Annotated in this window: 21 protein-coding genes and 1 other annotated feature; of the genes, 7 read left to right on the plus strand and 14 right to left on the minus strand. The window is 38.0% G+C overall.

Features of this window, described 5'->3' with window-relative positions; all coding sequences use genetic code 11:
* Positions 1–13 precede the first annotated feature (13 nt).
* From PQ474_RS05940 to PQ474_RS26370, 7 genes are all read right to left on the minus strand, one after another.
* Complete coding sequence (locus PQ474_RS05940) at positions 14–1426, minus strand: glycosyltransferase family 2 protein (protein ID WP_273841349.1); 1413 nt, start codon at positions 1424–1426, stop codon at positions 14–16.
* On the minus strand, positions 1410–2456 hold the full coding sequence (locus PQ474_RS05945) for a HEAT repeat domain-containing protein (RefSeq protein WP_273841120.1): 1047 nt from the start codon (positions 2454–2456) through the stop codon (positions 1410–1412). Before PQ474_RS05945 ends, PQ474_RS05940 begins: the two co-directional genes overlap by 17 nt.
* Before the next feature lie 19 nt (positions 2457–2475).
* Entirely contained in the window at positions 2476–4083 is a 1608-nt protein-coding gene (locus PQ474_RS05950; RefSeq protein ID WP_273841121.1) for a GGDEF domain-containing response regulator, read from the minus strand.
* Between the two features lie 348 nt (positions 4084–4431).
* Positions 4432–4647, minus strand: coding sequence for a DUF3231 family protein (locus PQ474_RS26355; protein ID WP_337956330.1), 216 nt, complete (start codon positions 4645–4647; stop codon positions 4432–4434).
* Positions 4648–4670: 23 nt separating this feature from the next.
* Complete coding sequence (locus PQ474_RS26360; RefSeq protein ID WP_337956331.1) at positions 4671–4949, minus strand: YvdQ family spore coat protein; 279 nt, start codon at positions 4947–4949, stop codon at positions 4671–4673.
* An 85-nt stretch (positions 4950–5034) separates the two neighbouring features.
* A complete protein-coding gene (locus PQ474_RS26365) occupies positions 5035–5196 on the minus strand; it encodes a hypothetical protein (protein WP_337956332.1) in 162 nt (53 codons plus the stop codon).
* Positions 5193–5327 (minus strand): hypothetical protein, encoded by a 135-nt coding sequence (locus PQ474_RS26370; RefSeq protein ID WP_337956333.1) that lies wholly within the window; start codon positions 5325–5327, stop codon positions 5193–5195. The genes PQ474_RS26365 and PQ474_RS26370 overlap by 4 nt, the downstream gene beginning before the upstream one ends.
* A gap of 414 nt (positions 5328–5741) precedes the next feature.
* Between PQ474_RS26370 and PQ474_RS05960 the strand changes: the two genes are divergently transcribed.
* Entirely contained in the window at positions 5742–5939 is a 198-nt protein-coding gene (locus PQ474_RS05960) for a hypothetical protein (protein WP_273841122.1), read from the plus strand.
* A 35-nt stretch (positions 5940–5974) separates the two neighbouring features.
* Here PQ474_RS05960 and asnB read toward each other — a convergent pair whose 3' ends face one another.
* Complete coding sequence (gene asnB / locus PQ474_RS05965; RefSeq protein WP_273841123.1) at positions 5975–7822, minus strand: asparagine synthase (glutamine-hydrolyzing); 1848 nt, start codon at positions 7820–7822, stop codon at positions 5975–5977.
* 254 nt (positions 7823–8076) lie between these two features.
* Here asnB and PQ474_RS05970 point away from each other — a divergent pair, with 254 nt between their 5' ends.
* On the plus strand, positions 8077–8796 hold the full coding sequence (locus tag PQ474_RS05970) for a polyphosphate kinase 2 family protein (RefSeq protein ID WP_273841124.1): 720 nt from the start codon (positions 8077–8079) through the stop codon (positions 8794–8796).
* A gap of 15 nt (positions 8797–8811) precedes the next feature.
* On the opposite strand, the gene PQ474_RS05975 is transcribed toward PQ474_RS05970, so the two are convergent.
* Entirely contained in the window at positions 8812–9720 is a 909-nt protein-coding gene (locus PQ474_RS05975) for an EamA family transporter (protein ID WP_273841125.1), read from the minus strand.
* 234 nt (positions 9721–9954) lie between these two features.
* Here PQ474_RS05975 and PQ474_RS05980 point away from each other — a divergent pair, with 234 nt between their 5' ends.
* Positions 9955–10161: a YqzH family protein gene (locus PQ474_RS05980; RefSeq protein ID WP_273841126.1), complete on the plus strand. Its 207-nt coding sequence runs from the start codon at positions 9955–9957 to the stop codon at positions 10159–10161.
* On the opposite strand, the gene PQ474_RS05985 is transcribed toward PQ474_RS05980, so the two are convergent.
* Together PQ474_RS05985 and PQ474_RS05990 are read right to left on the minus strand one after the other, a co-directional pair.
* On the minus strand, positions 10146–10334 hold the full coding sequence (locus PQ474_RS05985) for a hypothetical protein (RefSeq protein ID WP_273841127.1): 189 nt from the start codon (positions 10332–10334) through the stop codon (positions 10146–10148). The two genes, PQ474_RS05980 and PQ474_RS05985, sit on opposite strands and share 16 nt — an antisense overlap.
* A gap of 21 nt (positions 10335–10355) precedes the next feature.
* A complete protein-coding gene (locus tag PQ474_RS05990; protein WP_273841128.1) occupies positions 10356–11138 on the minus strand; it encodes an SDR family NAD(P)-dependent oxidoreductase in 783 nt (260 codons plus the stop codon).
* 125 nt (positions 11139–11263) lie between these two features.
* Positions 11264–11486 (plus strand) — a binding site (T-box leader).
* A gap of 90 nt (positions 11487–11576) precedes the next feature.
* Between PQ474_RS05990 and proB the strand changes: the two genes are divergently transcribed.
* Genes proB through proC form a run of 3 tightly spaced genes read left to right on the plus strand, consistent with a single transcriptional unit; the run spans position 11577 to position 14789 of the window.
* The gene (proB, locus tag PQ474_RS05995; RefSeq protein ID WP_273841129.1) at positions 11577–12698 is read left to right on the plus strand and encodes a glutamate 5-kinase; all 1122 of its coding nucleotides are present in this window, start codon (positions 11577–11579) and stop codon (positions 12696–12698) included.
* On the plus strand, positions 12695–13942 hold the full coding sequence (locus PQ474_RS06000; protein WP_273841130.1) for a glutamate-5-semialdehyde dehydrogenase: 1248 nt from the start codon (positions 12695–12697) through the stop codon (positions 13940–13942). The genes proB and PQ474_RS06000 overlap by 4 nt, the downstream gene beginning before the upstream one ends.
* Positions 13943–13952: 10 nt before the next feature.
* A complete protein-coding gene (gene proC / locus PQ474_RS06005; RefSeq protein ID WP_273841131.1) occupies positions 13953–14789 on the plus strand; it encodes a pyrroline-5-carboxylate reductase in 837 nt (278 codons plus the stop codon).
* 44 nt (positions 14790–14833) lie between these two features.
* Here proC and PQ474_RS06010 read toward each other — a convergent pair whose 3' ends face one another.
* On the minus strand, positions 14834–15064 hold the full coding sequence (locus tag PQ474_RS06010) for a WYL domain-containing protein (RefSeq protein WP_273841132.1): 231 nt from the start codon (positions 15062–15064) through the stop codon (positions 14834–14836).
* Between the two features lie 156 nt (positions 15065–15220).
* On the opposite strand from PQ474_RS06010, the gene PQ474_RS06015 reads away from it, so the two are divergent.
* The gene (locus PQ474_RS06015) at positions 15221–16042 is read left to right on the plus strand and encodes an ion transporter (protein WP_273841133.1); all 822 of its coding nucleotides are present in this window, start codon (positions 15221–15223) and stop codon (positions 16040–16042) included.
* A 70-nt stretch (positions 16043–16112) separates the two neighbouring features.
* Here the strand turns inward: PQ474_RS06015 and PQ474_RS06020 are convergent, their stop codons facing one another.
* Together PQ474_RS06020 and PQ474_RS06025 are read right to left on the minus strand one after the other, a co-directional pair.
* On the minus strand, positions 16113–16442 hold the full coding sequence (locus tag PQ474_RS06020) for a hypothetical protein (RefSeq protein ID WP_273841134.1): 330 nt from the start codon (positions 16440–16442) through the stop codon (positions 16113–16115).
* Positions 16443–16451: 9 nt separating this feature from the next.
* Entirely contained in the window at positions 16452–17822 is a 1371-nt protein-coding gene (locus PQ474_RS06025; RefSeq protein ID WP_273841135.1) for an aspartate kinase, read from the minus strand.
* Positions 17823–18034 lie beyond the last annotated feature (212 nt).

An 18034-nucleotide genomic window follows, 5' to 3' on the forward strand; every position in this document is an offset into this window, starting at 1 on the left:
ACTTTCCGTTCTATTAATCGTCCTTTGAGATTCCTTTTCTAGTCATAATCCCCCAGTCAGAACGCTTATTTATGGCATGCCAAATTCCTTCTAAGCGCCACCAAACGGTTAATGGGCGATACCAAAACATCTCCGTACTAGCATAAACGAAAAGTGTGAGTAAATGTCTTTTCTTCGGATAACGCCTTAAGCTCCATTCTTCAAGCAGTACACCACACATCGATATATAACAACCATAGAACCACGTAACTAAAAGTAGAAGAAGACTAATTTCAATTGAGATAAATGAAAAGAAAAGTCCTAAAATAATGTATATATACGCTAATCCTTCCACGACAGCACCGAAAAGTTCAATAAATAAAAAATAAGGCATTGAGACAAGCCCAACTTTTCTGTACTTTGGATTCATTAACATATTTTTATGCGTGCGCAAAGTCTCAAACAGTCCTCGTTGCCATCGAGTCCTCTGTCTACTTAAAATCGAAATGGAGTCAGGTGCTTCAGTCCAGCAAACAGGGTCTGGAATATACTGAAGCTGTTTATCTGATTTTTCTTCCACTATAAGCTTATGTAGACGAACGACTAGTTCCATATCTTCTCCAACCGTTCCTCGTTCATAACCTCCAGCTTTGATGACCCAAGATTTATTGAATACTCCAAACGCACCTGAAATAATGAGAAGCAAGTTATAACGACTTAGACCAATTCGCCCTATGAGAAAAGCACGTAAATACTCAATGATTTGCATAATGACAATGGGGTTGCGAGGAAGGCTTACAGTCATAACTTCTCCTTTTTCTACTACACAACCATTGGCAATCCGAACACTCCCACCTGTTGCAATTACTTGTTCATTCGAATCAATTATGGGCTTCATTACTTTTAGAAGCGCATCTTGCTCAAGAAGTGAATCACCGTCAAGTGTGCAAATATAAGGAAAACGAGAAGTATTTATGCCAGCATTCAAAGCATCGGATTTACCCCCATTTACTTTATCTACTAAAAATAAGTTCTCAAAAAGAGTTGATTGATAAACCGTCTTGATTTCATTAGACGGAACCTGCTTTCGAATCGTTACAGTTGTAGCCGTCATCTGATAAGAGTTAATCATTTTTTCTAATGTTTGATCGGTTGAACCATCATTAATGACAATAATCTCATATTCCTTATAATTCATACTTAGTAGTGAGCGGATACTACTTACAATCCCCGACTCTTCATTATAGGCAGGAACAAGAATTGAAATTGGCTTAGTATCATCACTTATCAGTAGATCTTCATAAGGAACTTTTTTATTTAACCCTTTTTCTCTGCGCAAAACGAGAAAGGAAAAGATAAATAAGACTAAATAAAACAAAGATGCTCCTACCATATAAAGAAAAATCGCAAGGCCAAACCCATCGAAGATGCTATTCATTGTCAACATTTTGTCCAACCGCCTCTCCTAACCATTGGTAAGCCGTATCTCTAGCAAATTTATCTTTACTTGTCTCATAGACAAACTCAAGAATAAATAAACCACTTTCATATCTAGCCAATGACTCTGCTGCTGCTTGCCTAACCCACCAGCTAGAATCAGATAAAAGTTTTACCAAAAGTTCACAATACCGTTGTAGTTTAAGTTTTCCAGCGATTCGTGCAAATAACATACGCTCAACCCAATGATCAGACGATTGAAATTGAACCAATTCTTGTTCTTTTGAAGTTGCTCCAAATACAAAGATCGCTTTAAGTGCTCTGATGCGAACTTCAGGTGAATCTGCCAAGAGCAATTCATCAAATAAAGAACTTAGTTTCAAGTCCTTAGATTCAATGGCCACATCTAATAAAGCGACTTGTACTCTTTCTGAAAGATCTGTTAAACAATTTTCAATTAGAAAGTGTAGAGGTTCAACTCCATATCTTCTAAAGCACTCTTTAAATAAGAAGTAAGGCCAATCGGGCGAACCTTTAATTTGATCTAATAAGCGTTTATCATGAAGAGTGGCTAATGCGCGAATAATTTGATATTTCTCTGCTTCTGTTTGCTTTTTTGTTTCATATTCCAACCAAAGATCACCTCGAAGGACTTTCATTTCGAAATCTTCAATATAATATAAAACATTCATTCGCTCACTCCATGAACCTTTTCTTAATTTCTTGCGATACAAAACCGATAACTCATCACTTGCTACTTGCTTTAAAGCTGAACTAGTTTCCTGATCATTAAATAATTGGATATAATGACTAATGATTTCTTGTAGCACTTCATAAAACAAAAAAGATCTTTTAACGGAACTTGGAATCCCTTCACGTTTATTCCTAGCAATCTCTTCAATTAATAAGGTTACCTCTTTCTCTAACTCCATTTTCCTAATTTGTTTACGCTGATGGTAGTTTTTGCGAATCAACAAATAAATGAGGAGTGTAATGTTCAGAAGGAACAATATCATAATCAACGAAATTAAATATGTCATCGTCTCCTCCTCCTAGTACTTATATGATTGACCGATAGATCAATCTTTTTATCCTAGCTAATAATTCATCTAATTTAAATGGTTTTGTGACATAGTCATCAGCCCCAAGATCTAATGCCCTCACGATTTCTTTTTCATTGGTTCTTCCGGTTAACATCATAATGACGACTTTACCTTGTGGATACTTTTCTCGAATTTTCGCCACCAGTTCTAGCCCATCCATTCGAGGCATAATCCGATCCAAAATAATAATATGGCGTTCTCTTGGTTTGTACCAATCTGATGCTAAGAAAGATTCCCCTTCCCGAAAACTTTCAGTATGAATCGCAACACCTTTTACCTTTAAGGACTGAATGTTATCGGTTAAAACTTGGCGTATAATTCGATCATCATCCACAATATAGATATGAACCTGATTATGAATCTTTTTAATCGTAGAATCTTGATAAACAGCTACTTGATTTCGTCCATTCCCTTTCGCTTCATACAAGGCTTGATCCGCTTCTTCCATCAATGGTTGAAGGCTTTGAGTCTGTTCTATCATTTCCGTTAAGCCAGCTGAAAATGTAACCTGAAAACTCTGCTCCGCTTCATGAAAAACAATATCGTGAAAACCTTCTAAAAATCGGTTTAACGTTTTTAGAGCCTGATCTTTGGTAGTGTGAGGGAATAACATCAGAAATTCTTCTCCCCCTAAACGGAAGACCATATCAAGTTTACGTTTCGATTGATTTAAGTAATGCACAAACTCTGCTAAAATTCGATCACCAACGGGATGACCATACGTATCATTCACTTGCTTAAAATGGTCTAAATCGAGTAAAGCTACAGAAAAGTGTTCTCCATATCGATGATACGTTTCAATTAAACGTTTTGCTTCTATATCTAAGAATCGTCGTGAAAAAGCTCCCGTCAATTCATCAATCATTACAGAATTTTGGATACCCATTCTTGTATCGAGTCTGTTCTTTAAGCGTACAAGAAACTCATCTTGCTGAAGGGGTTTCAGAAAATAATCCGTTACTCCCTTTCGATAAGCTTCTAATATAACTGCTGGGTCATCTTCAGCACTAACCATCATAACCGGAATAAATTCATTTTTTGCTTTGATTAATAGCTGTTCTAATAATGCAAATGACTGAACTCCTGGAATAACAAAATCGAGAATCACGCAATCAGGGCGTTGATTCATGTATAACTGAAGCCCTTTTTCTGCAGTCAATGCTGCAAGTACCACATATCCCTCTTGTTCTAACAGTCTCTTTGTGAAGTTGACGAAATCATGATCATCATCAATCAACAAAACCAGTGGTTTGAACCCTTCGGTTACGACTGTTATATTCACTTGTTCTGTTTCTTCTTTTACTTCTTGTTCACTGGAGGGGAACTTAACTAGCATCGGAAGTAACTCGTCATATGTCCAACCATTTTCTTTACCTGCATCCTTCACTACTTCAAGCTGTGCCTTTGCTGCATCCGCATATTCATGTAGACCAATAGTCGCCCCAGTTCCGACCACAGTGTGGAAAAATCTTACAACTGCTGTTTGTGAAACCATCTTTTCACTTTTCCATTTATCAATCGTTTCCGTCATACGCTCGATAAATTTCTTTTGATAACGTTCCATAAGCCTCTCCTTTTAAAACTCACTAGAAACAACTATATATGTATGATCATTATAGAGGAGTTTCTACATAATTCGATAATTTTTTCAAAAATAATAGCTTATGGCTAATAATTAAATCCTTATGATTCTCTTACAGAAATACTTTAGTTCGTGAATCCTTAGAAGATGGAGTCTGGTTGTTTTGTTGTGGGGTGATAAGCTAAAATGAGAAAAAACGAGGTGGAGTTGCTGAACGTGTCTGTCTCCTGAAATGCTTTCACCTGGTCATCAACTATGATGTTTTACTGATTGGTAATGACCTTCCCCTCATCGATTAAGGAGAGGGGCCATGTCAAACAACTTATTCTCCTATTTGTTAATTAACTCTTTCCGGTCTACCATTTGTGGAGGCTCTTCCAACCATCCATGCTTAACCATCAGCTTTGCTCCATCAGTTGCATAATCAAAGATATCTTTAGCAGCTAATACGACAACTGGTGGAATGTCATTCCGCAAACTAAAACTTGTGCCAAATGCATTACTACCTAAAGAAAAACTACATAATAAGCTCGTACAATACATCATTATCTTATCAGAAAAAGGGGGCGTTACAGATGAAGTAATCGTTCCACTTCAAGAGCTGGAACGGAATGGGCAAATCCCATGATCAAATTAGCTCCTACAATATTGCTTTCAACAGCATGATAAAGATAAGCCACTTCTACCGCATTTAAAGTACGTTTGTCGCCCACTAATTTTATCCCTTTTAAGTAATCTTGATTGGTAGCAAACTCTACTTCATTAGGCATCGTCATATGTGGTGGTTTAACTAGCGTTCTTCTTCTTAACAGAAATTCCGTACATTGGTCAAAATATTTCTGTGTCATAGATGTTAGATCCCGATATAATTTAACGATGTCCTCTCTGTAAGCCATACAAGTATGAAGTGCATGCATCCCATACTAACGGCTTTCATAATGCGGATAAAATCGATATCGAAATCTTGTTCGTACAAATTTGGTGCGTTAATAGGACATCAGACTTCGTATACCCAACTGGTACCACCACACCATCTTCCTCAAATATAACGGTTAATTCTATAAACACCTCAACTTCTTTCTGCAAATTAGTCATGATCTCCAAGCATCTGTATCTACAGACTTATTAATAAAGTAATCCAGTATCCTAGATAACATCGTATTTTGTTGATATGCCATCCATAATGTACCTAGTTCTGATGATGAGAAAGCCTGCTTAATCGACATATTCATTACCTCCGCAAGTTTATTCCTTCATATTGTTCCCTTCTTAGCAAAAAACTCATTCGACCATATTTAGTAAATTTGTATGTTTTGCTTCCATTTGAAAAACATAAATAAAGCATATGTGTTTAGATTAAACTGTGAGGTCTCAAATGAATAACCTAATTAAATCTTTGCTTATTATACTTTCCATGTTTCAAGTCGCTTTTCCAACGATTGAAAGTGAAAAGAAATTGGGAACTAAAATCATGAGGATTCCCACCGTAACTACAAAGGAACAATCCATTACACAAGCGTTAACACTTGACATTGGCTTTCGACATTTCACAATTTTGATTCGGGAGATAAAAAAGGTTAACGACCTGAAAGGGTTAATGATACGAACAATGGAAAGCACTTGGGGCAAAACCGACACCAATGGCCTTTACAGAGCTTTTTACCGGCTTACAGCAAGGAGTTTTCGATGGCCAAGAAAATCCTATTTCCATGATAGTTACTAATCGTTTATATGAAGTTCAGCCGTACATTACTCTAACTGGACATGTTTATAGCGCAAATCCATTTATTGTAAAAAAAAACGTTTTGGGCTTTGAAATTTCCTCCCCATGTCCATAAAAAGAACCGACACTTAGTCGGTTCTTTTCCTTTTATTACTCTTTAATTTTCACATTATACTTTGTTAACCAGTAGTCCATTTGAATAAAATGAGCTAAAAGTTGAGGTCCAGCCATCAACTGTCCGAAATACGGCTGTCCTGTTGGGAACCCACCTGACTCTGCCATTTCCTGTAAAGCAGCTTTGTTTATGAATTCAAAAATAGGTGCATCCTTTTGTGCAAGAACCTCTTGCATTCCTTTTTGAACAGCAGCCGTATATTTAGGATGGTGCGTTTTGGGATAAGGACTTTTCTTGCGATAAAGAATGTCATGTGGTAAAAGTCCTTCTAATGCTTTCCGAAGAATTCCTTTTTCCCGTCCATCTAGTTGCTTCATTTCCCATGGAATATTCCAAACATATTCAACAAGCCGATGGTCTGAAAATGGAACACGAACTTCTAAACTTGCACCCATACTCATCCGATCCTTGCGATCTAAGAGATTCGTCATAAACCAAATAATATTTAAGTAAGAAATCTCTCTTCTTCTCGCTTCTTCAGGTGTGTCTCCATCCAAACGTGGAGTTTCAGCAATCGTTTCTTTATAACGATCATAAACATACTGTTTTAACTTTAATTTTGGTTTCCATTTATCATTTAGAAGATTTTCACGTTCATCGATTGACCTCATCCAAGGAAAGCCATCATAATTCATGATTTCCGGCTTATGGAACCAAGGGTACCCTCCAAAAATTTCATCCGCACATTCGCCAGATAATCCTACTGTCACATCCTGCTTGATCTCATGACAAAACCAGAGTAAGGATGAATCAATATCGGCCATGCCAGGCAAGTCTCGGACATCTACAGCTTCCTTTAAACGATTAGCCAACTCATCAATTGAAATGATTTTATTATGATGCTCCGTTCCAAGCGCATCAGAAACTACTTTCACCCAAGGCGCATCCGAATTGGGCTGAAAATCATTTGCTTTAAAATATTTATCATTTTCGTCGTAATCAATTGAGTAGCTCTTAATTGGGCCTTTCCCTTCTTTTTCGTATACCTTAGCAGCAAAAGCCGTTAACGCACTTGAATCTACTCCACCAGACAGAAACATACCAACAGGGACATCAGCAAATAACTGGCGTTCTACGGCGTCCCCTAATAAGGAACGTACATTTTCTGCTGTCTCTTCAACCGTTTGATCATGCTTTTTGCTTTTTAATGTCCAATATCGACTAATTTTTGCACCATTCCGATCGTAAATAAGCATATGGGCCGGTCTTAATTCATGAATATCATCATATACTCCATGACCTGGAGTTCGTGATGGTGCTAGACCCATAATCTCAGCAAGACCTTCTGTTTTCACAATCGGTTCAATTTCTTGATGGGCTAACAAAGCCTTTAGCTCAGATCCAAAAATTAGGAAACCGTTTCGAACAGTATAAAACAGTGGCTTCACACCTAGACGATCACGCGCCATAAACAGACTTTCATCCTTATCGTTCCAGATGGCAAAGGCAAAAATTCCATTAAACTTTTCGAGTGCTTGATACCCCCACTCAATATACGATTTTAATAATACTTCAGTATCTGAATGCCCTTTAAAGTCATGACCACGAGCAAGGAGTTCTTTCCGAATGTCCTCTGTATTATATAGCTCGCCGTTATAAACCAACGTGTAGGTTTTACCCTTGTAAGTACGACTCATCGGTTGAACACCATTTTCAGGATCAACAACCACTAAGCGCGCATGACCAAAAGCAGCATGCGTTGAAGTCCACACATTTAAGTCATCTGGTCCACGCCGGTTTAATGTTTCTGCCATTTTCTTCACTTGTTTCTCTTCTTTTCTTAAGTCTTGACGCCAATCAATCCACCCTGTAATTCCACACATGTATTCATCAGCCCCTTTTGGGAAGTTTTTCTGTAAGAGTAAGTCATTAGAACTTAACTCTGTTGTCTACTCTCTCAATGCCCCATGCTAGGCTCTATACCCATAAGCTATCCTATTCAAAAATTAGGCAGATGTGATGTTTTTTTATTACCTATTTGATTTAGTAAAGATGTAATGAGAAGGTCATAATCTTTACAATAGTTAATAATCGTAAGAATAGTAGTGAGTTAATCTTTTTAATAAGGAGGTTTACCATGCTTCAGTCAAATAATGAATCCCCACGCTTCACTTCGAAAAAGCATTATAAAAAAACACTGAAAATGAAACAATTACAATTAATACGTCTACAAAGAAAATTATATGAACAAAACATCCCTGTCATTCTCATTTTTGAGGGGTGGGATGCAGCTGGTAAAGGCGGAACCATTAAGCGAATAACAGAAAGACTTGACCCGCGTGGTTACTCCGTACACGGCATTTCTGCTCCAGATAAACACGAATTAAACTATCATTATATGAGAAGGTTTTGGAAGGTCCTACCTAAAAAGGGCGAGATCTGTATCTTTGATCGCTCCTGGTATGGGCGCGTTCTAGTCGAACGAGTAGAATCACTTGCAACAATAGAAGAATGGACGCGGGCCTATGACGAGATTAATCACACCGAGAAAATGCTGGCAGATGATGGCCATATAATCATAAAGTTTTGGTTGGACATATCGAAAGAAGAACAATTAAGTCGTTTTAAAGCCCGAGAATCGGATCCATTTAAAAGTTGGAAACTCACTGATGAAGACTGGAGAAATCGAGAAAAGTGGGATCTATATGAAGAAGCAGTCGAGCAATTAATTAATCAAACAAATTCAGCCTCGGCTAAGTGGCATATCATAAATAGCAATGATAAACAATCAGCTCGAATCGCTGTTCTAGACAAACTTATTGAAGAATTTGAGAAACAGGTAGGAGAGATCGACTAACTCCTACCTGTTTAATTAAACGGAAAAATCAGATATGCGAACCTGCTTACTACAGACTGAACTCTCTTTTTTATTTCCGATAATAATTCCTGCTAAGATAATAGAAACCCCCATCCATTGTGACCAACTAACAGGTTCAGCTAGCACAAGCGTAGAAAGAATAATAGCAACGGGTAGCTCTGAAGATGACAAAATCGTTCCGAGACCTGCTCCAACATGTGGCATTCCAATTGAAAATAACAACGGTGGTAAGGCAACACCGAAAAGCCCAAGAACTAAAACATAAGGTGTAAGCTCAATAAGGAGCGGAATCTCTGTTAAGAAAATCGGTGGATATAATGTTAAAACGGCGAGCAGTCCTCCGACTGAGAACCATGCACTTCTTTGAACCGGCTGTAATGTCTTACCTACTGTTCCACTCACATAGATGAATGTAGCAAACATAACAGCAGCAGAACTCGCCCAAGCCGCTCCTTGAATTGAAAAACGGTTTGCTCCTTGTGTGAATATTCCTGCAGCTAATACCGATCCAACAAGTAAAACCGTTATAGATAACAGTTTTACTTTGGATGTTTTTTTCTTTTCCCATATCCACTCCAACAGTGAACCAATCCAAATAAACTGAAATAAGAAAATGATCGCTAAAGAAGCGTCCAACCATTGCAACGATTGGTAATAGAAAATACCGGTTAACCCCATTGGAATACCAGCCACTACTAAACGAACGATTTGACCTATCGATAATTTATTACCTTTTGAGAATAGAGCCAGTACCCCAATCAAAACGGTCCCCACAATAAACTGTCCCCCTGTGACTTCTGCTATTGAAAATCCTGCACCGTACGCCAATTTGACAAACGTAGATAAAATGCCAAAACAGCAACCACCTAAAAAAACCAATGAAGCATACTGCCATGCCTTCATCACAATCACTCCTTTTCCCCATGAAAAAAACCACACGTTAAAAGACACGTGTGGTGAAAATAGATTTCTCTAGAAAAGTCCACACCCTATAAAAGATTAGGGTTTTAAACTATTTGATTTTTTACTAGCCTGATTGTAAAATGATTCCTAATGTAAGTCAAATGGTTTACCATTTCTTCATTCGCAACTATACTAAGTAAAATAATGACTAATTAATTACCTGAAGGTGGTTTAATGGATACTCTTTTAATTAAAAAGCACATTAAAGCTGTAGCTAAAACCTATACAGATCACGACTTTTCTCTTCCTTTAACAGAACTAGAAGAAAAGGAACTAACTCGAAAAATTGTAAAAAAAATGAATGAAACCAATCAAACGGATGTGAGAGATATCGTCCAAGATGTCGTGTATGCTTTTTTCACAGGTCAAGATGAAGAATGACCTTCTCTTCTTAGAAGGCTGCTGATCTGATCTTTTGGGTCCCAACAATCAAAGGTATAGGTCGTTTTTGTTTCAAAACCTAACCGCACGCAACGATAAATCATCCCACCGCTCTCTTTCTTCTTTGCTAAAAAATGACGGCACGTCGCACAACAGTGATAACGATTTTTCATAGTACCCTCCTGTAAGAGTTTTTACTTTTGATTGAACCTCTTTCCTCCCACTCTCTCTATGATACCTGGCATAAGTTGATATAAAGTTGTTCCTACATTCATCCACCTTGGTAGGTTAAGCTCACGTTTTGGTTTTTCAATTAAGCGAATGGTTGCTTTAGCGACTTCTTGAGCATCTAACATCCATTTTTCAACATTCTTCACATAAGTTCCTTCTTGATCGGCCCTTTCAAAGAAAGCTGTTTTAATAGGACCAGGGTTCACGGCACTTATATGAATCTTTTGATCATGTAATTCAAGTCTTAGCCCGTTTGTAAAACCTAAAACTGCATGTTTAGTTGCTGCGTAAACACTCGATTTAGGTGTAGACAATTTTCCGGCCTGTGAAGCAATATTGATGATATGTCCACTATTTTGCTCTAACAAATACGGCAGTATTTGTTTCGTTAACGCAATTAAACCGATCACATTCACAGCAAACATTTCTTCAACGTTTTTAATATTAGTCGACTCCACTCTTTCAAAAACACCGAAACCTGCATTATTAATTAAAACATCAATTTGTCCTACCTCTGTCATGATCTTTTTTGTTACTTTTGTAATCATCTCTGGCTTGCTAACATCGAACGAATAGACGTGCGCTTCGCCTCCAAGTTCTTCAATTAATTTTTGTAATTCATATAACTTCTTTGTGTTTCTTGCTAATAAAACGGTTCTATAGCCTTTTTTCCCTGCCTCTAGGGCTATCTCCCAGCCTAAACCACTAGATGCCCCTGTGATCCAAATTGTTTTTCTCTTTGCCATCTAGAATTCCTCATCTCTTTATCATCTCTTTTCATTCTACAAGAAATGAACTACCCTCACTACCCTCTAAAAAAACTGATAGTTGACTCAAGCCTCTCTCCCTCATATAATAGTAAAAACAATACGAAAAAGCGATGATAGGGATTATTAGACAGATCATTATGTGAAAAGAGAGTGACCTCACCGGCTGAAAGGGTCATCACCGCTAATGTTGTTGAACCTGCCTTTGAGCTAGTTAGAATGAACATACTTTTTCTGTTCATTAGACCGTTCCCCACGTTACGGGTATGAGTGGGCATTTTCTTGCCAACAAAGGTGGTACCGCGGATAAACTTTTCCGTCCTTTTTATAGGACAGAGAAGTTTTTTTTATTTTGTAGATAGTGCCCTTAGCATTCGTACACTTTATAAAATTCTAAGGAAATGAGGAGAGAAAAACATGAGTCGACAACGGCTAGTCGTTAAAATTGGTAGTAGCTCATTGACGACCAATCAAGGTGCTCTTAGTTTTGAAAAAGTTACTCGGTTTGTTCAGGCAATCGCGAAACTAAAACAAGCTGGTCATGAAGTCATTGTGATATCTTCTGGAGCTGTTGCAGCTGGCTTTAAAGCAATTGGTTATCCAAGTCGACCAGTAACAATCGCAGGAAAACAAGCTGCTGCTGCTGTTGGGCAAGCGATGTTAATGCAAGCTTATATTGAGCAATTTTCCAAATATAGCTTAACACCGGCCCAACTACTGTTAACTAGACAAGACTTTTCTGATGAAACACGATATGGAAATGCTTATTCAACATTGACTGAATTATTAAAAAGAAATGCCATCCCTATTATTAATGAGAATGATTCCACTTCAATTGAGGAATTAACCTTTGGTGATAATGATATGCTATCCGCTCTTGTAAGTGGATTGATTCATGCTAATACTCTTTGTATCATGACGGATGTCAATGGATTATATGATGCGAATCCGCAGAAAAACCCTTTAGCAAAAAAAATAAACTATCTCCCTTATATAACAGAAGATCTACTTGCTTTTGCAGGAGATTCCAACTCTAAAGTTGGTACTGGAGGAATGAAGTCTAAGGTTAGTGCTGCCCAAACCGCTCTGACACTAGGTGTTAATGTTTTTATTGGTAAAGGAGATCATCCAGAGACATTTATTGATATTTTAAACGGCAAAGGAGACGGAACGTATATTGGTTCCTTTGTGCATGAACCCGTTATGCCCATGACTAAGCAGTGGATTGCGCTCCATTCAACCATTGCCGCTCGCCTCACCATTGATGAAGGTGCCGAGCATGCTCTTCTTTACCGTGGGAAAAGCTTATTACCTGTTGGAATCCTAAAAGTAGATGGTGAGTTCTCTGCAGGTGACGTGATAGAAGTCCGTAATAAGAGTGGCTATGTGATCGGAAAAGGAAAAACGAATATCTCCACTGACGAACTAAAAGTTCTGCAAGATCAACAAAAAGAACATGATCCATCCAAAAAACATAAACAACCCGTTGTCATTCATCGGAATGAATGGGTTCCCAATATAAAGGAGACGATGAAATGAGTGAATTACGAGAAAAAGCCCGGAAAGCAAGTGAATGTGCACGTATTCTTTCTACTATTTCAACTGAAGAGAAAAACCAAGCTCTACAATTGATTGCTATACAGCTAATCGAAGAAGAAACTTACCTCCTTAAAGAAAATGACAAAGACATTGTAACCGCACGTCAAAACGGGACAAATGAAGGCCTTATTGACCGCTTAACGTTAACGTCAAGTCGTTTAGTGGATATGGCGGAAGGTTTAAGACAAGTCGCGTCTTTGTCAGATCCAGTTGGCGAGGTTCTATCAACTGACACACGTCCAAATAAGCTAAAGATCAGCAAAGTCCGTGTTCCTCTTGGTGTAATTGGTATGATTTATGAAGCACGTCCAAATGTAACTATTGATGCTTCTAGTTTATGTTTAAAAGCAGGCAATGCCGTTTTATTACGTGGTAGTTCTTCTGCCATTCATTCGAATACAGCCTTAGTTACTGTCGTACAACGTGCCCTCGAGCAAACGAAGATTCCAGTTGAGGCGATACAACTAATTGAAGATACGAGTCGCGAAACAGCTACCGAAATGTTTACATTAAACGAATATTTAGATGTTCTCATACCAAGAGGAGGAGCTTCTCTCATACAATCAGTCGTTAAGAACGCTTCCGTTCCTGTCTTAGAAACCGGGGTAGGAAATTGCCATTTATTCATCGACCGTACAGCTGAAAAGGATATGGCTATTTCAATAGCTGTTAATGCAAAAACCCAGCGTCCGTCGGTTTGTAATGCTGTTGAAACCATCTTAGTTGACCGAGAATGGGCTATTCTTCATATGAAAGAGCTTCTGCAAGAACTTGCGAACAAGAGTGTTTCGTTTGTCGGTGATGAAGAAGCAAGAGCATACGATAGTCGGATAGAGCCTGCCACTGAATCTGATTGGGAAAATGAATTCCTTGATCTAAAAGTCGCCTTAAAAATTGTCGGTTCTGTCGATGAAGCCATCAATCATATTTATACTTACGGCACCAAGCACTCTGAGTCCATCATAAGTGAAGACGCACTGAACGTAGAAAACTTCTTAAATAAAGTAGATGCTGCAGCCGTTTACCATAATTCTTCTACTCGTTTTACAGATGGATTTGAATTCGGATTCGGTGCAGAAATTGGAATTAGTACACAAAAGCTTCACGCACGCGGTCCTATGGGGCTTGAAGCTTTAACCTCTACTAAATACATCGTCCAAGGTCAGGGACAAGTGAAAGGATAGGTGGAAAGGTTTGCTTAAAAACAAAACCATTACTTTTTTAGGAGCGGGGGCGATGGCCGAAGCCATCATTGCAGGTCTTGTTAGACTTCAAGTTGTCCAACCTAATCAAATTATCGCAACAAATTTAAGTGATCAGGAAAAGCTTAATTATCTCGAGATCGAATACGGAATTCGAACGAATAGTGATCGCTTAGAAGCCGTAAAAGAAGGTGATATTGTCATACTAGCGATGAAACCTAAGGCTGTAAAAGAAGCGATTGAAGATGTTAGAGAGACAACCAATCCATCACAATTGTTTGTCTCTGTCTTAGCTGGAATTCCAACTGGGTATATCGAGGATTTACTTGGTCACCAAGCCGGTGTAATTAGAACGATGCCAAATACCTCTGCTAAAGTGGGAGCTTCTGCAACAGCTATCGCTAAAGGTACATTTGCAACAGATCAACATATGCATGAAGTCGATAAACTTTTTTCAGCAGTAGGAACGGTTACGGTTGTCCGTGAGGAAAAACTCGACGCAGCAACTGGTCTTGCTGGAAGCGGGCCTGCTTATTTTTATTATTTAATTGAAGCTATGGAGATAGCAGCTGAAAAAGCGGGTCTTTCACAAGAAGAAGCAAGTACCCTTATTACACAAACGGTAGTGGGTGTAGGGAAAAGACTACAGTCCACGACTAAAACGTCTAAAGAGCTTTATGAAGAGGTTATGAGTCCAAATGGTACAACCGAAGCCGGTATGAAGGTTCTACAAGAAAGAAACAGTCAAGAAGCATTGACAGACGCAATCACAAACGCTATTGCTCGATCTAAAGAATTAGGAGCGGTATTTTCAAACACAAAAAAATAACATTTGAGGCAACAGGCTATTCTAGTTTGTTGCCTTTGTTTTTATTAATTATATAAATCATTTATCACTTTTTGGCGATGGAGTGGAAACAAAGACAGAATACGATCTCTTCGAAACAAGCGGTTCTGATTACGATAATGGCAAAAAGCAATCAGCTGTATCTCATTATAAGATTTCACACTAATCGTCCTTTGGGTAATTAGACCATTATGAGCTTGATATACCATTTCTAATTTTAGGGAGTCTTCCACACTACGATTGAGCAATCTATCCATGACCTTTCCCTCCTGATGCTTACGTTTTTTTAGTATACAAAAAAAGAACAACAAAAACAAGAACATTTGTTCGTTTTTTATCTTAATGCTTTTGTACAGGTATAAAATCTAGTAAAATAAAAGTTAGATTGCGTACAGGGGAGTCATGTTATTATTATGGAAATTTCAAACACAGAACGTTCACAAAATAAATTCATTCGTTTCGTACAACGAATTGTTTTTCATCGTGCATTTACATCTACTGTAATTGGCCTCATTGTTGTAAATGCCATTCTTGTTGGAATCGAAACATATCCTGATATTTATCAGGAACATAAAGAGTGGTTTTTTCTAGCAGATTACATATTACTGTGGATCTTCACCATTGAAATTGCCATGCGTTTCATCGCAACAAAACCAACAAAAAATTTCTTTAAAAGTAGCTGGAATTGGTTTGATTTTTTAATTGTAGCCGCCGGGCATCTGTTTGTCGGTGCACACTTTATTACAGTGCTACGAATTCTGCGCGTATTACGTGTTCTTCGAGCCATATCTGTTATTCCATCCTTGCGTCGCCTAGTTGATGCTTTATTGATGACCATACCTGCATTAGGAAACATTATGATCCTTATGAGTATCATCTTTTATATCTTTGCCGTAATAGGAACGATGTTATTTGCTGGGATTGCACCAGAGTATTTTGGTAATTTACAACTCTCACTTTTAACCTTATTCCAAGTCGTCACCTTGGAATCTTGGGCAAGTGGGGTTATGCGTCCTATCTTCGCTGAAGTCGCTTGGTCTTGGATTTATTTTGTCCTCTTTATCCTTGTTGGAACTTTTATTGTCTTTAACCTTTTTATTGGAGTCATTGTTGGTAATGTTGAAAAAGCGAATAAAGCTGAAGAAGAAGAGGAATCTAACAATGAAATGCAAGAATTAAAAGCTGAGATCTCAGAAATGAAATCCATGCTACAGAAACTTACTGATCATAAATAAAGAAACAACCAGCCTATCTAATTGAAAGGCTGGTTGTCTTATGTATTGGAGATAATCTTATTAGTTTCTTTTATTTCCTCTTCCTTTTTAATAGATCTTGAATCATCATTTCCACTCTTCTTGTTTCTCTACTAGTATGAAATCTTTTATAAGCCTCGAATGTGATCTCCATTTTAAATTGATGAAGCTTAGACTCCCACTCCTGCTTATCTCCATCAATCTGATAAGAGATTAATCGTTTCGATAATTCTTCGATTCGATTAATAATGGTCACAAAATCAGTAACGCCACTGTTTTCCTCGAGATAATTCGAAGACAAGAACGCCTTCATCTGTCTAACAGTAACATCTTGATTCGGTGGCTTAACAGAAAATGACCAAACCTTTTGTGGTTTGGTCATTAATATCTTTTATTGAACGGTTTCATCTGCTCCACCAAAAAACTCTTGGTACAATTCTCTTACTGTTCGGTCAGCATCAGAGGCATGGATTCCTAAGATTAAACTTACTTCTGATGAACCTTGGTTGATCATCTCAATATTCACGTTGGCTCGCGTTAGAGCAGCTGTAGCTCGTGATGATATCCCGATTGTATTATGCATCCCTTCGCCTACGATCATCACCATCGCAAAGTCACGTTCCACATAGACATCATCTACACAAAGTTCTTCATTAATTTTTGCAACAATTCTTTCTTCAATCTCATCTGTTAACTGCTCTTGACGTAAAATAACGGACGTATCATCAATTCCAGACGGCATATGCTCATAAGACAAGCCCTCGTCTTCTAAAATTTGCAACAATCGACGCCCGAATCCCACTTCACGGTTCATCAGATACTTACGCACATAAATGGTTGCGAAGCCTTCATCTGCAGCAATCCCAATTACTGGATTTAAAAAATATTCTCTTTCAGCAATGATCATCGTTCCTGACGAGGAAGGATTGTTTGTATTTTTCACACAAACGGGGATCCCATTTCTAAAAGCCGGAAATAGAGCTTCATCATGGAAAACAGAAAAACCAGCATACGATAATTCTCGCATTTCTCTATATGTCATTCTTTTAATTTTTACTGGATTGTCAATGATTTTAGGATTTGCCGCAAACACAGAGTCAACATCTGTAAAGTTTTCATATAGGTCCGCTTTCACACCCGCAGCTAAAATAGAACCTGTAATATCTGAACCTCCACGTGAAAATGTCACAAGTGTTCCTTCTTTTGAATAACCAAAAAACCCTGGGAATACAATAATCTCATCTCGTTGGCGTAAGTGAATAAGGTGATCATATGCTTCTGATAAAACTTGCGCATTTCCCGGCTCATCACTTACAAACAAACCGGCATCTTGAGGATTAAGATATGTAGCGTTTAACCCTACTTTTTGAAAATATGAAGCAATTAACTTTGCATTATTGTCCTCACCACTGGCTTTGATTAAATCCATGAATGAGTCCCCACGATTTAAATCAAACTCCAGTCTTTTGCGTAAATCCGCCTCAATCGTTGCTACGATCTCTCTACCTAGGCCTAAACCTTCTGCAATATCTTCGTAACGCTTTACAACTTCTTGCAATTCAATTTCTGCTTCTCCTTTTTCTAACATCGTTTCGCCTAATTGAATAAGTAGATCTGTTACCTTTGTGTCATCGCTGTGACGCTTTCCAGGTGCAGATACTACAATGATTTTCCGTTCTTTATCCTCTGCTACAATGGCAGCTACCTTTTTAATTTGCTCCGCACTTGCAACCGATGTTCCCCCAAATTTCGCTACCTTCATCTGTTGTCTCCAGCTCCCTTATCCTTCGTTTATCTCTACATTTTAAGTTTTTAGAACATTCTCAATATAGCACAATCAAATACGATCTGCAAAGTGATTCTGTTCCGTTATAAGCTTACATAATCTCCTTATTCTTCCTCAGCTAAACTCACCACATTGTTCCATACAATACACACCTATTCTTGGCAATGACGCTTATATACAAGAAAGAG

The sequence above is a fragment of the Halalkalibacter alkalisediminis genome (genome assembly GCF_028610705.1).
GTDB lineage: Bacteria > Bacillota > Bacilli > Bacillales > Bacillaceae_D > Halalkalibacter > Halalkalibacter alkalisediminis.

Excerpts from the sequence above, each read along its gene's own strand:
- proB (WP_273841129.1), top strand. The coding sequence starts at position 11,577 with ATGAGTCGACAACGGCTAGTCGTTAAAATTGGTAGTAGCTCATTGACG.
- PQ474_RS26365 (WP_337956332.1), bottom strand. The coding sequence starts at position 5,196 with ATGACTAATTTGCAGAAAGAAGTTGAGGTGTTTATAGAATTAACCGTT.
- asnB (WP_273841123.1), bottom strand. The coding sequence starts at position 7,822 with ATGTGTGGAATTACAGGGTGGATTGATTGGCGTCAAGACTTAAGAAAA.
- PQ474_RS06000 (WP_273841130.1), top strand. The coding sequence starts at position 12,695 with ATGAGTGAATTACGAGAAAAAGCCCGGAAAGCAAGTGAATGTGCACGT.
- PQ474_RS26360 (WP_337956331.1), bottom strand. The coding sequence starts at position 4,949 with ATGACACAGAAATATTTTGACCAATGTACGGAATTTCTGTTAAGAAGA.
- PQ474_RS05960 (WP_273841122.1), top strand. The coding sequence starts at position 5,742 with ATGGCCTTTACAGAGCTTTTTACCGGCTTACAGCAAGGAGTTTTCGAT.
- PQ474_RS06020 (WP_273841134.1), bottom strand. The coding sequence starts at position 16,442 with ATGACCAAACCACAAAAGGTTTGGTCATTTTCTGTTAAGCCACCGAAT.
- PQ474_RS06015 (WP_273841133.1), top strand. The coding sequence starts at position 15,221 with ATGGAAATTTCAAACACAGAACGTTCACAAAATAAATTCATTCGTTTC.
- PQ474_RS26370 (WP_337956333.1), bottom strand. The coding sequence starts at position 5,327 with ATGTCGATTAAGCAGGCTTTCTCATCATCAGAACTAGGTACATTATGG.
- PQ474_RS05950 (WP_273841121.1), bottom strand. The coding sequence starts at position 4,083 with ATGGAACGTTATCAAAAGAAATTTATCGAGCGTATGACGGAAACGATT.
- PQ474_RS05990 (WP_273841128.1), bottom strand. The coding sequence starts at position 11,138 with ATGGCAAAGAGAAAAACAATTTGGATCACAGGGGCATCTAGTGGTTTA.
- PQ474_RS26355 (WP_337956330.1), bottom strand. The coding sequence starts at position 4,647 with ATGATGTATTGTACGAGCTTATTATGTAGTTTTTCTTTAGGTAGTAAT.
- PQ474_RS05945 (WP_273841120.1), bottom strand. The coding sequence starts at position 2,456 with ATGACATATTTAATTTCGTTGATTATGATATTGTTCCTTCTGAACATT.
- PQ474_RS06025 (WP_273841135.1), bottom strand. The coding sequence starts at position 17,822 with ATGAAGGTAGCGAAATTTGGGGGAACATCGGTTGCAAGTGCGGAGCAA.
- PQ474_RS05940 (WP_273841349.1), bottom strand. The coding sequence starts at position 1,426 with ATGTTGACAATGAATAGCATCTTCGATGGGTTTGGCCTTGCGATTTTT.
- PQ474_RS06010 (WP_273841132.1), bottom strand. The coding sequence starts at position 15,064 with ATGGATAGATTGCTCAATCGTAGTGTGGAAGACTCCCTAAAATTAGAA.
- PQ474_RS05985 (WP_273841127.1), bottom strand. The coding sequence starts at position 10,334 with ATGAAAAATCGTTATCACTGTTGTGCGACGTGCCGTCATTTTTTAGCA.
- PQ474_RS05975 (WP_273841125.1), bottom strand. The coding sequence starts at position 9,720 with ATGAAGGCATGGCAGTATGCTTCATTGGTTTTTTTAGGTGGTTGCTGT.
- PQ474_RS05980 (WP_273841126.1), top strand. The coding sequence starts at position 9,955 with ATGGATACTCTTTTAATTAAAAAGCACATTAAAGCTGTAGCTAAAACC.
- PQ474_RS05970 (WP_273841124.1), top strand. The coding sequence starts at position 8,077 with ATGCTTCAGTCAAATAATGAATCCCCACGCTTCACTTCGAAAAAGCAT.